This window comes from Streptomyces sp. (genome assembly GCF_019510245.1).
In the GTDB taxonomy this organism is placed as follows: domain Bacteria; phylum Actinomycetota; class Actinomycetes; order Streptomycetales; family Streptomycetaceae; genus Streptomyces.
Genome location: NZ_JAEKKT010000160.1, coordinates 14,715 through 28,077 on the forward strand (window position 1 = coordinate 14,715; position 13,363 = coordinate 28,077).

The window sequence follows — 13,363 nt, forward strand, 5'->3', positions numbered from 1 at the left end:
CCCTCGGACGCCCGGACGGGCTGTCTTTCAGACCGTTCCTCTTCAAGTGACCGAGTCGTCCGAGCTCTTTCGGACTCTCCCTCTCGAGCAACCGAGTCGGGTGGTGGGTGGGCGGGGGATTCGGGGGTGCAGGGGGCGGAGCCCCCTGAGTTGGTCAGGTGCGGGTGAGGGAGAGGAGTTCGCGGGCCGGGCCGGTCGGGCGGTGGCCTGTTGGCCAGACGGCTCGTAGGTCGCGGCGTAGGGCGATGCCCTCCAGTGGGATGCTGACCAGGCGGCGCATCGCCAGTTCCTCGCCCACCGCGAGTTCGCTGAGGACCGCCGGGCCGGCGCCGCTGACGGCCGACGCCTTCACGGCCGTGGTCGAGGACAGTTCGATCAGCGGGCGGGCCAGGCCGCCCAGGGCCGCGTCGAGGACCTGGCGGGTGCCGGAGCCGCGTTCGCGGAGGATGAGAGGGGTGGCCGCCAGCTCCGCCGCGGCGAGCGGGCGTCGGCGGCGGGCCCAGGGGTGGGCGGGGGCGACCACGACGATCAGGCGGTCGTGGGCTATCACCGCCGAGTCCAGGCCGTGCGGGACCGTCAGGCCCTCCACGAAGCCCAGGTCCGCCTCGTCCGCGAGCAGCCGTTCCGCCACCGCCGCCGAGTTGCCGGCGAGCAGGGACACCGCCGTGTCGGGGCGCTGGGCGCGCAGCGCGAGCAGCCAGCCGGGGAGCAGGTACTCGGCGATGGTCATGCTCGCCGCGACCCGCAGCCGCGAGTCACGGCGGTCCCGGAGCGCCTGGGTGCCCGCGTCGAAGGCCTCGGCCGCCTCCACCACCCGCCGCGCCCAGTCGGTCACCAGCGCCCCCGCGTCCGTGAGCCGGGAGCCGCGCGGTGAACGGTCGACGAGGGCCACGCCCAGCTGCCGTTCCATGGACCGGATCCGGCTGCTGGCCGCCGGCTGGGTGATGCCGACCTCCCGCGCCGCCGCCCCGAGACTGCCCAGCCGCGCCACGGCCAGCAGCAGCTCCAGCGCGCCGAGATCCGGCACCCGGTGCGCCAGCGTGCCACCGCCCGCCCGCTCCTCCGTCTCGCTCATAAGACCAGCTTATGCCCCCATAGAGACCGACTCCCTGGTAGCGGGCCCACAGCGGCGGGACCGTGGCCTCATGGTCACCGCAGTCCGTCACCTCGGCCCCAACTGGTACGCGTCCGTCATGGGCACCGCGGCCCTCGCCCTCGGCGGCGTCGCGCTCGGCGCCGGCGGCCCGCGTGAGCTCTTCGTCGCCGTCTGGGCGCTGTCCCTGCTGCAACTCCTGGTGCTGCTGGTCGCCCGTGTCCTGCACTGGACCTGCCACCGCGACCAGGCCCTCGCCCACCTCCGCGACCCCGCGGTCGCGCCCTTCTACGGCTGTCTCTCCATGGCCCTGCTGGCCGTCGGCGGCGGTGCCCTCGCCCTCGGGCGGGACTGGATCGGCGAGCCGGCCGCCGTCGTGCTCGACTCCGTGCTGTTCACCGCCGGTACCGCGGTGGGGCTCGTGGCCGCCGTCGCCGTGCCGTACCTGCTGGCCGTACGGCACCGGGTCGAGCCCGGTCAGGCCTCTCCGGCGTGGCTGCTGCCGCTGGTCGCGCCCATGGTCTCGGCGGCGCTGGGGCCCCAGCTGGTCCCGCATCTGCCGCCCGGCCAGCCCCGTGCGGCCCTGCTCTACGGCTGCTTCGCGCTCTTCGGGCTGAGCCTGCTGGCCACGCTGCTGATGCTGACGCTCGTCTTCGCCCGGCTGGTCACCGGCGGCCCGCTGCCGCTCGCGCTGACGCCGACGATCTTCCTGGTGCTGGGCCCGCTCGGGCAGTCGACGACGGCGGTGGGTGCCTTCGCGGACCTCGCCCCCGGGGTCGTGCCGGCACCGTACGCGACCGGTTTCGGCCTCCTCGCCGTGCTGTATGGCGTTCCGGTCATGGGGTTCGCGCTCCTGTGGCTGGCGCTGGCGACCGCGCACGTGGTGCGCGCCCGACGGCACGGCATGCGGTTCGCGATGACGTGATGGGCCTTCACCTTCCCCGTGGGCACCTGCGTCACGGGCGCCGCCGCGCTCGGGCGGCACACCGGGCTCGCCGGCTGCCACTGGCTGGCGGTGGGTCTGTACGGCCTGCTCGTCGCCGGCTGGCTCGCGGCCGCCTCCGGCACCGTGCGCGGGCTGCTCAGCGGAGAGCTGCTCGCAGCGCCTCGCCCAGCACGCGTGGCGCCTCGGCCAGTGACGGTCCGTACCACGTCAGGTGCCGTCCGCTGAGCAGTGCGCACGGCAGCCCGGGGAACGCCTCCGGGCCGTCGGCGGCCGTGAAGCGGTAGGGCTCGTCCGGGAGGGCGACCAGGTCGGGGGCCGCGTCGAGCAGTTCCCCGACCGGGATGCGCGGGTAGCGCTCGGCGTGGTCGGCGAAGAGGTTGCGGACCCCCAGCCGGGCCAGCACGTCACCCGCGAAGGTGTCCCTGCCGAGGACCATCCACGGCCGCCGCCAGATCGGCACGACCGCCGCGGCGGAGGGCTCGGGCACCGGTGCCGACCACGCCTGCTCCGCCTCGTCCAGCCAGCCGGGGCGGCCGCACGCCCCGCACGCGGCCAGCACCCTGGCCAGCTCACGGAAGGCCTGCGGTACGTCCCGCACCTCCGTGACCAGGACCTCCACGCCGGCGGCGCGCAGGGCGTCGAGGTCGGGGGCGCGGTTCTCCTCCTCGTTGGCGATGACCAGGTCGGGGGTGAGGGCGAGGATGCGGTCGAGGGCGGGGTTCTTGGTGCCGCCGATGCGGGTGATGCCGAGGCCGGCGGGGTGCGTGCACCAGTCGGTGGCGCCGACCAGGACTTCCGGGAGCGTCTCTGCGATCGCCTCGGTGAGGGAGGGGACGAGGGAGACCACGCGCCGTGGCTCACTGCGGGTGCGCAGGGGCTTGTCCCGCAGTTCCTCGCGCCCCTGACGCGGCGCTCCGGTACGGGGCGCCTGAGAGTGGGGCGATTCGGAACCGGGGAGGTCAGCGCTGGCGATCGTGGACTGCCTCGATGTGTTCCGCCACCGCCACCACGACGACCCTGGTGTCCGGGACCGTCGCGCGCCAGCGGTGGCGGACCCCGCCGGTGAGGTAGAGGGTGTCGCCGCGGCCGAGGCGGTAGGCGCGGCCCTCGGCCTCGACCTCCACGGCGCCGTCGGCGACGTACATCAATTCGTCATTACGGTGCTGGAATTCGCGGCCGGCGTCGTGGTCGCCGGTGAACTCCGAGGCGTGCAGCTGGTGGTGACCGCGGACCAGGGAACGCACCTGCGGCGCGAAGTCCGGCTCGGTGGCGTCCTCGGCGCGTACGACGTCCACGCTGCACGCCGGGTCGGCGGCGGCGAGGAGTTCGACGGCTGTGGTGCGCAGGGCGTCGGCGAGCTTCTCCAGGGAGGTGCGGCTGGGGCGGGCCCTGTCGTTCTCGACCTGGCTCAGGAAGGGCACCGACAGGCCGCTGCGTTCGGCGACGACGGCGAGGGTGAGCTCCAGCGCACGGCGGCGCCGCCGCACTGCCGCGCCCACCCGCACGGGCTGCTGGTCTTTGTGGTCGCCCATCGCTCCGGCTCCCTCCTTCGCTCGTCGTTCCGTCCTTCGGGTGCCCCGCTCCGGCCGGGCCCCTCCTGATGGGTTCTCTGCACCCTACGCATGTTCGGCAAACCGTTTCAGGCGGCCGTCACATCCCTGTCACGTCCGGTGAGCGCGACCCTCACAGTTCGCGCCAGTGCACGAGCTCGCCGGGCTCACCGTGCGCGGGCTCCTCCTTCGGGATGAACACGCTGACCAGGAGTGCCGGAAGGCCGCCGGGGACGGCGATCGGCGCGGCCGCCGGACCGGCGAGGGCGCGGCTGCCCCCGGGGGTGCGCGGACTCAGCCGGCCGGCCCGGCCCGAGGCGGAGTCGTGGGCATACGTCGACCAGCTCCCGAAGTCGCTCCGCAGGCGCTGGCCCTGGATCAGGACGAGGGGTCACCCCATGAGTTCGATGCGCGAGCGGTCGCCGATGTTCCCGGCGGCGCCCCGGGCGAGGAGTGGCTGGTCGAGGCGGTGATCCGGGGCGGGCCCGCCGGACGGTGAAGTCCCGCGGGCCGGCTTGGGGTTGCCGGCCGGTGGCGCGGTCGGCGCGGTGGCGGCCGGTCAGTTCCGCGGTCGCGCCGTGGACCGCGGTGTTGCAGGGGGCCTCGGCGCACCGGGACGGGGTGCGGGCGCCTCGAACGCACGGTCGGCCGTTCCGGCCGGAAGGGCGCAAAGGCTTGGGCAGTGCCGTAGCGCTATGTGGTTGGCCGGATTCTTTTCGTAGGCGAGGATCCGTCCGCCGGTGATGTCGGGTCTCGACCGCCGGTGATGTCGGGGCCCGTCCGCCGGTGAAGTCGGGATGCGGGGAGGGCCGGCCGGTGCCGGGAGCCGGTCGTCGTCGGTGCCGTACGGCATGATGCCTGGCGTGACCGCACGACTGATGCTTCTCGACACCGCCTCGCTCTACTTCCGCGCCTACTTCGGCGTCCCGGACTCCGTGAGGGCGCCGGACGGCACGCCGGTCAACGCCGTGCGCGGGCTGCTGGACTTCATCGACCGGCTGGTCAAGGACCACCGGCCGGACCTGCTGGTGGCCTGCATGGACGCGGACTGGCGGCCGCAGTGGCGGGTCGACCTCATCCCCTCCTACAAGGCGCACCGGGTCGCCGAGGAGCACGAGACGGGACCGGACGAGGAGGAGGTGCCGGACACCCTCTCCCCGCAGGTGCCGGTCATCGAGCAGGTGCTGGACGCGCTCGGCATCGCCCGGGTCGGTGTCGCCGGGTACGAGGCCGACGACGTGATCGGCACCTTCACCGCGCGTGCCGCGGGCCCGGTGGACATCGTCACCGGCGACCGCGACCTCTACCAGCTGGTGGACGACGCGCGCGGGGTGCGGGTGCTGTACCCGCTGAAGGGCGTCGGCACCTTGCAGACGACCGACGAGGCGTGGCTGCGCGAGAAGTATGGCGTGGACGGAGGCGGGTACGCGGACCTGGCACTGCTGCGCGGCGACCCGAGCGACGGGCTGCCGGGCGTACCGGGCATCGGCGAGAAGACGGCCGCCAAGCTCCTCGCCGAGTTCGGCGACCTGGCCGGGATCATGGCCGCGGTCGACGACCCGAAGGCGAAGCTCACGCCGTCGCAGCGCAAGCGGCTGGACGAAGCCCGGCCGTATGTCGCCGTGGCCCCGAAGGTGGTCCGGGTCGCCGGTGACGTACCGCTGCCGGACGTCGACACGGCACTGCCGAAGGCCCCCCGCGACCCGGCGCAGTTGAACACCCTGGCCGCGCACTGGGGTCTGGGCGGCTCGCTGAACCGCCTGCTGGCGACGCTGGAAGCCTGACGCCCGAAGGAATTCTTCCGGCAAAACCCGCCCATCAAGTGTTCATGGAAGAGGTGTTAACCCGGAAGGAGGTGCTAACTTAGGTAAACCTAACCAATTGCGCAGGGAGGCCGGTCATGGCAGAGCGCCCGGGACGTAAGCCGCGTAAGCCCCATTCCGCTCAGGTGGTGCGCACCGAACGGCTGAGCCCGCACATGCAGCGCGTGGTCCTCGGCGGTGACGGGCTGACCGGCTTCGCCGCGGACACCTGCACCGATCATTACGTGAAGCTCCTCTTCGGGCCGGCGGGCGTCACCTACCCGGAGCCCTTCGACCTGGAGCGGATCCGGGCCGAGTTCCCCCGCGAGCACTGGCCGGTGACCCGGACCTACACCGTGCGCTCCTGGAATCCCGAACACCGGGAGCTGACCCTGGACTTCGTGGTGCACGGCGACGAGGGCCTGGCCGGGCCGTGGGCCTGCCGCGTCCAGCCCGGCGAGACCGTCCGCTTCATGGGCCCCGGCGGCGCCTACGCCCCCGACGCGGGCGCCGACTGGCACCTGCTCGCCGGCGACGAGAGCGCGCTGCCGGCGATCGCCCGTGCGCTGGAGTCCCTGCCGGCCGGGGCGAAGGCGTTCGCCTTCGTCGAGATCTCCGGCCCCGAGGAGGAGCAGAAGATCGACTCCGATGTGGAGGTCGTCTGGCTGCACCGGGGCGAACGGCCGGTCGGCGAGGCCCTGGTCGCCGCCGTACGGGCGCTGGACTTCCCGGAGGGCCGGGTGCACGCCTTCGTGCACGGCGAGGCGAGTTTCGTGAAGGAGCTGCGGGCGCTGCTGCGCGTGGAGCGCCAGATCCCGCGCGAGGACCTGTCGATCTCCGGCTACTGGCGCCTCGGGCACAACGAGGACGGCTGGCAGGCCTCCAAGCGCGAGTGGAACGCCCGGATCGAGGAGGAGCAGGAGGGCGGCGCCGCCGCGGCCTGAACAGACCTGCCGCACCGCGGACCGGCGGCACCTCACGAGAAGGTGCCGCCGCCCTTCGCCGGTCGCACCGGCCGCCGCTACGACGAGCCGGTCACACCGACCGCTGGTACGACCTGAAGGTCCTGATCGACAGCCACACGGCCGCCACCGCCAGCGCCAGCAGCGCCCCGCCGCGGCCGAGCACCGTACCCCAGTCGGGGTCCGCCGACAGCGCCGACCGGCTCGCCACCATCGCCCAGTTGAGCGGGTTGAAGTCGGCTGTGTGCCGCATCCAGCCGGGCATCTGGGACGGTGCCATGAAGGCGCTGGAGAGGAAGGTCAGCGGGAGCAGCAGGAAGGTGTTGATCCCGATGATCGACTCCCGCTCCCGCACCAGCATGCCGAGCGCGTTGGACAGCGCGCCGAAGATCGTGCCGAGCAGCACGGCGGACACCAGCAGGACGGCTATGCCGCCGGCCCCGCCGGGGTAGTCGGCGCCGCCCAGCAGGCCGAGCAGCACGATGATCAGCGACTGGCCGGCGGTGACCAGCCCGTTGTTGACCACGTTGCCGTTCATCAGCGCGGCCCTGCTGACCGGCGTGGTCAGGAAGCGGTTGAGGGTGCCGCGCTGGATCTCCTCCAGGGTGCCCATACCCGCCCACATGTTGGAGCTGAGGGCGCTCATCACGACCACGCCCGGCACCAGGTAGTCCAGGTAGGACGTGGTGCCGAAGCCGCCCAGCTCGACGACCTTCCTGAACAGGTTGCCGAACAGGAAGAGCCAGATCACCGGCTGGATCAGGGTGATGACGGCGAACGCAGGCTGCCGGGCGAACACCACCAGCTGGCGCTGGGTCATGTACCAGGTCTGGGACACGGCGTTGCTCATCGCGCACCTCCGGCCAGGGCGAGGGAGTCGGCGGCGCCGTCGGCTTCCGCGTAACGGCGGCCCGCGTAGCGCAGGTAGACGTCGTCGAGGGAGGGGCGGGCGACGGTCGCGGCGACCACGGTCACCCCGGCCCGCTCCAGGGCGGCCAGCAGTGCCGGCATCGCGGCGGCCCCGTCGTCGGCCCGGGCGCTGATCCGGCGCCCGTCGAACAGCGCCTCGTGCACACCGGGCAGCCCGGTCAGAGCGCCCGTGAGCAGGGTGCGGCCGGCTTCGCCGGGCGCCTCGCGCAGCTCCACGTGGACGGCGTCGCCGCGCAGTTCGCCCTTGAGGGAGTCCGGGGTGCCCTCGACCACGACCCGGCCTCGGTCGACGATCGCGATCCGCTCGGCGAGCCGGTCGGCCTCCTCCAGGTAGTGCGTGGTGAGCAGGATGGTCAGGCCCTCCTCGCCTGCCAGCCGGCCGATCTCGTCCCACATCGCGGTGCGGGCCTCGGGGTCGAGACCGGTGGTGGGCTCGTCGAGGAAGAGCACCTCGGGACGGTGGACCAGGCCGAGGGCCACGTCCAGCCGGCGCCGCATCCCGCCGGAGTACCCCTTGACCTGGCGGCCGGCGGCCTCGGTGAGGGTGAAGCGGTCCAGCAGCTCGTCGACCCGGCGGTCGAGACCGGCGCCGCGCAGGCCGTAGAGCCTGCCCTGGAGCCGGAGGTTCTCCCGGCCGGTGGCGACCGGGTCGGCGCCGGAGTTCTGGGCCACCACGCCGATCGCGCGGCGCACCCGGTCGGGATGGCGCAGCACGTCGTGGCCGGCCACGGTGGCGGTGCCCGAGTCGGGGCGCGCCAGGGTGGTGAGGATCTTGACGGTGGTGGACTTGCCGGCGCCGTTGGGCCCGAGGAGCCCGAAGACGGTGCCGGGTTCGACGGTGACGTCCATGCCGTTGAGCGCGGTGACGTCGCCTGGATAGGTCTTGGTCAGCTGGCGCGCCTGCACTGCGGGCGCACGGGTGTTCATGACAGGGCTCTCCTGTGTGAGCGGATGACAGATGACAGGGGATGACAGCTGATCCGCTTGAGGAGCACCGGGCTATCCTGGGTGTGCCGCACCTCGATCGCCCGGATCTGCCTCACGGCGGGTTCAGCTCGGGGTTCGAGACCCTGGCGGAGCTGCTGCAACAGCTCTGCCGGGGTCTGTCTATCTCGCAGCTTCCTCTACTGCTGCTCCACCTCCGTGAACTCCGGCGGGAACTCGCCGGTCTCGTGGAACCGGCGCCAGCCCTCGACGCCCGGCAGCGAACCGTCCCGTATCTCCCGCACGAAGCCGCGGACCCACTCCGTCTGCGCCTCCAGCATGTGCAGGTGGTACTCGACCTCGACGACGAAGAGCCGGGGCAGGGTCTCGTGCAGCTTCTCCAGCACGGCCCTGCCGCCGGCGACCTCCACCTCCAGGGAGCTCAGCCGCCCCTCCAGCAGGCGGGCGACCTCGTCGGGCGGCAGGGCGCCCATCAGCGAGAGCGCCGTCTCGAAGATCGGGTACTCCTTGGCCGGCACGGCCATGAGGTCGGACAGCCAGTGGACCATCTCCTCGCGCCCGGCGTCCGTGATGCCGTAGACCGTGCGCTCCGGGCGGTTGCCCTGCCGCTCCACGTCGGCGACCTCGACGAAGCCGTGCTTCTCCAGGTTCTGCATGACCGTGTAGAGCGAGCCGTAGTTGATCCGGGTGCTGGTGTCCTTGCCCTGACGGCGCATGGTCTGGGCTATCTCGTACGGATGCATCGGCTTCTGCCACAGGGTCGTCAGCACGACGAGCGCCAGGGGATTGCTGAGCTTGCGCCGCTTGACCGCCACACCGACCACCTCGCCTCCGAATATCCGTGGCCGAACATATCGCGAGTCGAGCAGGCCCGTCAATACACACGATGTATCGCGTCTGGGCCGACTCCGCAAGAGCGTGAGGACTTGGGCCCGCCCCGGACACGCCTGCGTGACGCGTCCGAAACAGCGCGTCCCTAATTTCTGTCGCCCGACAGGAAATCCGCGATGTCCGTCCTCGACAGGATGTCCGCCTGACAGGCAGGTGCCGCCGTGACGACACTCGACGACCGCCCCGTGGAACCCGACGACCGCTCCCTGGAGGAGTTCGGCTACCGCCAGGAGCTGCACCGCAGCCTCGGCCGGTACGCCTCGTTCGCCGCCGGGTTCTCCTTCATCTCCGTACTGACGACCGTCTTCCAGTTCTTCGCCTTCGGGTACGCGTTCGGCGGCCCGGTCTTCTTCTGGGCCTGGCCGGCCGTGCTGGCCGGCCAGCTGCTGGTGGCCGCGTGCTTCGCCGAACTGGCCGGCCGCTACCCGATCTCCGGCGCCATCTACCAGTGGTCCTCACGCCTGTCGAACCCGTCCTTCGGCTGGTTCGCCGGCTGGATCATGGTGATCGGGCAGATCGTGGTGGTCGCGGCGGCCGCGCTCGCACTCCAGATGGTGCTGCCCGCGCTCTGGTCCGGCTTCCAGCTGATCGGCACGGACACCGCGGTCACCTCGGCCGACGGTACCGCCAACGCCGCCGTGCTGGGCGTCCTCCTGCTGGTGCTGACCACCCTCGTGAACATCATGGACAACCGGGTGATGTCGGTGATCAACCGGGTCGGGGTGACCGCCGAGATCATCGGCGCGGTCCTGATCGTCGTGCTGCTGCTCACCCACTCCAAGCGCTCCCCGGGCATCACGTTCCACACCGGCACGGCCGCCGAGGGCGGTCTGCTGGGCGCCCTCCTGGTCGGCTCGTTCACGGCCGCGTACGTGATGATCGGCTTCGACAGCGCGGGCGAGATGAGCGAGGAGACGCACCACCCGCGGCGTACGGCACCGCGCACGATCCTCACCGCGCTGTCCGCGGCGGGGCTGCTCGGCGGCCTGGTCATCCTGGGCGGCCTGCTGGCCGCGCCCAGCCTGACCGACGGGCACCTGGGGGTCGACGGGCTGAGTTACGTCCTGACCAGCAGCCTCGGGGACGGAGTGGGCCGGGTGCTGCTGGCCGACGTGGTGGTGGCCATCGCGGTGGCGACACTGGCGATCCAGACCGCGGCCTCGCGAATGCTGTTCTCCATGGCGCGCGACGGGCAGCTTCCGTTCGCCGAGCGGCTGGCACGGGTGAATCCGCGTACCGGGATGCCGGGCGCCCCGGCCGTGGTGGTGGGGGTGCTGGCCGCCGTACTGCTGCTGCTCAACTTCGCGTCGCCGGACGCGTTCCTGGCGATCGGGACGACCTGCATCGTGATGCTGTACCTCGCGTACGCGATGGTGACCGGGCCGCTGCTGGTGCGGCGGCTGCGCGGGGAGTTCCGGGTCGAGGGGGCGGACGAGACCGGGGCGCCGTTGTTCTCGCTGGGGCGGTGGGGGGTGCCGGTGAACGCGGGGGCGCTGCTGTACGGGCTGGTGATGACCGTGAATCTGGCGTGGCCTCGGGGGGCGGTGTACGACCCCAGTGGGGGCCACTGGTACTTCCGGTGGTTCACCGTGTTGTTCCTGGTCGGGACTGTGGTGGTGGGCGGCGTATGGAGGCTCACCCGGGCGGAGTCCCGGAGTGCGGTTGCTGTGCCGGAGGCCGCGGCGTAGTCGGTCGGGTGCGGGTGGAGTGTGGCTGGTCGCGCAGTTCCCCGCGCCCCCAGGAAAAGGGCGTTCCCCGTAGCCTTGGCTGCAAATGAGACGTAAGACCGCGGCCCCGCCCTCTCCCCTCCCGCAGCGACAAGGGGTGGACCCCGTGCGGATCCGGTTGCCCTTCTCCGACGGCTGGGGCACCGTCGGCGAATACCTCGTGGCACGGCTCTCCGGTGCCGGACCCGGGGTCGTCGAGGAGATGCTGGACGCAGGGCTCGTCGTGGGCGCCGACGGACACCCCGTCGCCGCCCAAGCCCCCTACTCCCCCGGCCGCTACCTCTGGTTCCACCGCGACCTGCCCCCCGAGGTCCCCGTCCCCTTCCCGCTCGACGTCGTCCACCGGGACGACCACCTCGTCGTCGTCGACAAGCCGCACTTCCTCGCCACCACCCCACGCGGGAGTCACGTCGCCGAGACCGCTCTCGCCCGGCTGCGGCGGGAGCTGGGGATACCGGCGCTCGGGGCGGCGCACCGGCTGGACCGGCTCACGGCCGGGCTCGTGCTGTTCACCGTGCGGCCCGAGGAGCGGGGGGCGTACCAGACGCTGTTCAGTGAGCGGCGGGTGCGCAAGGAGTACGAGGCGATCGCGCCGTACGACCCTTCGCTCGCCGTTTCCCGGACCGTGCGCAGTCGCATCCTCAAGGAGCGCGGGGTGCCCGCGGCCCGGGAGACCGAGGGGGAACCCAACGCGGAGACCCTCGTCGAGCTGGTCGGACGCCGAGGAGACCTGGGGCGCTACCGGCTCACCCCGCACACCGGACAGACCCATCAACTGCGCGTCCACATGAGCGCGTTGGGTGTGCCGATCCTCGGTGATCCGCTGTATCCGGTGGTGACCGGCCCCGTGCCGGACGGTGACTTCCGGCGGCCGCTGCAACTGCTGGCGCGGAGGCTGGAGTTCACCGATCCGGTCACGGGGGTGGAGCACCGGCTGTGCAGCGGGCGGACGCTGCAGGCGTGGGAGTCGTACGAGGACTGGGCCGGTCGGGCGAGCTGCTAGCGGCCCAGCCACCAGCGGCGCAGCCTGGGCCAGATGCCGCTGGGCCTGGCCGGTTCGGAGGCGGACACGGCCACCGGCGCCGCCGGCCTCGGCTCGGGGGCGGGGGCGGGGGCGGGGACCGGTTCCGGTGCTGCCGGGCGGGGGATGCCGACCTGCCAGTCGGTGCGCTGCGGGGGCACGAGGGCCGGGCTCGGCATGAGGGTGACGTCCTGCTTCGGCTTGGGGTCGAAGCGCACCGGCAGTTCCACCAGGTGCCGGGAGGCGATGGAGGCGCGCCAGCGCAGCTCCTCCTCTTCGCAGTCGAGCTGGATGTCGGAGAGCCGGGTCAGCAGCTGATCGACGCCGACGTCGGCGATGGCACGGCCGATGTCCTGGCCGGGGCATTCGTGCGGGCCGCCGCCGAAGGCGAGGTGGGAGCGGTTGCCCTGCATGTTGGCGTTCAGGTCGGGGCGGACGCGCGGGTCGACGTTTCCCGGCGCGGGCGCGTAGAGCAGTCCGTCGCCCTTGCGGATGCGCTGGCCGCCGAGTTCCGTGTCCTGCTTGGCGAAGTAGGCGAAGACGGTGCTGAACGGCGGCTCGTCCCACAGGGACTGCTCGATCGCCTCGGGCACGGTCATCTGGCCGCCGTTGAGCTGGGCACGGAAACCTGGCTCGGTGAGGACCATGCGCAGCGCGTTGGCGAGGAGGTTGGCGGTGGTCTCGTAGGCGGCGTAGAGGACGACCCGCAGGTGCTGGGCCACCTCGTCGTCGTTGAGCCCGGCCGGGTGGTTGACGAGGTGGCTGGTGAAGTCGTCCTCGGGGCGGGCCCGGCGGCGGGCGGTGAGCCGGGTCAGGCAGCCCATGACGTACTCGTTGCTGGCGATCGCCGTCTCGGTGCCCTTGAGCGCGTCCCGGGTGGCCTCCACGATCCGGTCGTTGTACTCCTCGGGCATGCCGAGCAGTTCGCACATGACGGCCATCGGCAGGTGCTCGGAGTACTGGGAGACCAGTTCGGCGCGGCCCTTCTCGCAGAACTCGTTGACCAGCAGCTGGGTGTAGCGGCCGATGAGGCGGCGGATGCTGCGGTGGTCGATGGTGGTCATGGCGCCCTGGACCGCCGCCCGCAGCCGCAGGTGTTCGTCGCCCTCGGCGTGCGAGCAGATGGGCTGCCAGGCGATGTGCGGCATGAGGGGGTGGTCGGGCTTGACCATGCCCTCGCGCAGCGGGGTCCAGATGCGGCTGTCCCGGGTGAAGACGGCGGGAGTGCGGACCATCTGGAGGTTCTCGGTGAGCCCGAGGACCACCCAGATCGGTACGTCGTCGTGAAGCAGGACGGGGGCCACGGAGCCGTGTTCCTCGCGCAGCTCCTCGTACAGCTCGCCCAGGTGGTCCGCGTCGGCGCCGTAGAGCCGCTGCAGTCCGCCGGGGCCGCGGTGCGCCGGGCAGCCGGGCGGCGGGACCGGGTCCGTGCTGGCGCCGGCCGGGAGGGGGGATTCAGGCGTCACAGTGATCGCTCCGAAGAGATCCGAAAGTAG

Annotated in this window: 12 protein-coding genes and 1 pseudogene; 6 read left to right on the plus strand and 7 right to left on the minus strand. The window is 72.3% G+C overall.

The window, feature by feature from the left end:
* Positions 1-154: 154 nt before the first annotated feature.
* The gene (locus tag JF597_RS30485) at positions 155-1,075 is read right to left on the minus strand and encodes a LysR family transcriptional regulator (protein ID WP_294002724.1); all 921 of its coding nucleotides are present in this window, start codon (positions 1,073-1,075) and stop codon (positions 155-157) included.
* 70 nt (positions 1,076-1,145) lie between these two features.
* Between JF597_RS30485 and JF597_RS30490 the strand changes: the two are divergent.
* Positions 1,146-2,264: pseudogene (locus JF597_RS30490) on the plus strand (TDT family transporter).
* On the opposite strand, the gene JF597_RS30495 reads toward JF597_RS30490, so the two are convergent.
* Positions 2,176-2,886, minus strand: coding sequence for a helical backbone metal receptor (locus JF597_RS30495; protein ID WP_366916465.1), 711 nt, complete (start codon positions 2,884-2,886; stop codon positions 2,176-2,178). The pseudogene JF597_RS30490 and the gene JF597_RS30495 overlap by 89 nt on opposite strands.
* A 112-nt stretch (positions 2,887-2,998) precedes the next feature.
* Entirely contained in the window at positions 2,999-3,571 is a 573-nt protein-coding gene (locus tag JF597_RS30500; RefSeq protein WP_294002726.1) for a helix-turn-helix domain-containing protein, read from the minus strand.
* Positions 3,572-3,914: 343 nt separating this feature from the next.
* Here JF597_RS30500 and JF597_RS30505 point away from each other — a divergent pair, with 343 nt between their 5' ends.
* From JF597_RS30505 to JF597_RS30515, 3 genes are all read left to right on the plus strand, one after another.
* Positions 3,915-4,088, plus strand: a complete 174-nt coding sequence (locus JF597_RS30505; RefSeq protein WP_294002728.1) for a hypothetical protein — start codon at positions 3,915-3,917, stop codon at positions 4,086-4,088.
* 355 nt (positions 4,089-4,443) lie between these two features.
* Positions 4,444-5,373: a 5'-3' exonuclease gene (locus tag JF597_RS30510; RefSeq protein WP_294002794.1), complete on the plus strand. Its 930-nt coding sequence runs from the start codon at positions 4,444-4,446 to the stop codon at positions 5,371-5,373.
* A gap of 116 nt (positions 5,374-5,489) precedes the next feature.
* The gene (locus tag JF597_RS30515) at positions 5,490-6,335 is read left to right on the plus strand and encodes a siderophore-interacting protein (RefSeq protein WP_294002730.1); all 846 of its coding nucleotides are present in this window, start codon (positions 5,490-5,492) and stop codon (positions 6,333-6,335) included.
* A 91-nt stretch (positions 6,336-6,426) separates the two neighbouring features.
* On the opposite strand, the gene JF597_RS30520 is transcribed toward JF597_RS30515, so the two are convergent.
* The 3 genes from JF597_RS30520 to JF597_RS30530 form a co-directional block, all read right to left on the minus strand.
* A complete protein-coding gene (locus JF597_RS30520) occupies positions 6,427-7,203 on the minus strand; it encodes an ABC transporter permease (RefSeq protein ID WP_294002732.1) in 777 nt (258 codons plus the stop codon).
* On the minus strand, positions 7,200-8,210 hold the full coding sequence (locus JF597_RS30525; RefSeq protein ID WP_294002734.1) for an ATP-binding cassette domain-containing protein: 1,011 nt from the start codon (positions 8,208-8,210) through the stop codon (positions 7,200-7,202). The genes JF597_RS30520 and JF597_RS30525 overlap by 4 nt, the downstream gene beginning before the upstream one ends.
* A 197-nt stretch (positions 8,211-8,407) precedes the next feature.
* Positions 8,408-9,043: a PadR family transcriptional regulator gene (locus tag JF597_RS30530; RefSeq protein ID WP_294002736.1), complete on the minus strand. Its 636-nt coding sequence runs from the start codon at positions 9,041-9,043 to the stop codon at positions 8,408-8,410.
* 237 nt (positions 9,044-9,280) lie between these two features.
* On the opposite strand from JF597_RS30530, the gene JF597_RS30535 reads away from it, so the two are divergent.
* Entirely contained in the window at positions 9,281-10,807 is a 1,527-nt protein-coding gene (locus JF597_RS30535) for an amino acid permease (protein ID WP_294002738.1), read from the plus strand.
* Positions 10,808-10,892: 85 nt separating this feature from the next.
* The gene (locus JF597_RS30540; protein WP_294002740.1) at positions 10,893-11,849 is read left to right on the plus strand and encodes an RluA family pseudouridine synthase; all 957 of its coding nucleotides are present in this window, start codon (positions 10,893-10,895) and stop codon (positions 11,847-11,849) included.
* Here the strand turns inward: JF597_RS30540 and JF597_RS30545 are convergent.
* Complete coding sequence (locus tag JF597_RS30545) at positions 11,846-13,333, minus strand: cytochrome P450 (protein ID WP_294002742.1); 1,488 nt, start codon at positions 13,331-13,333, stop codon at positions 11,846-11,848. The genes JF597_RS30540 and JF597_RS30545 overlap by 4 nt on opposite strands.
* Positions 13,334-13,363: the final 30 nt, after the last annotated feature.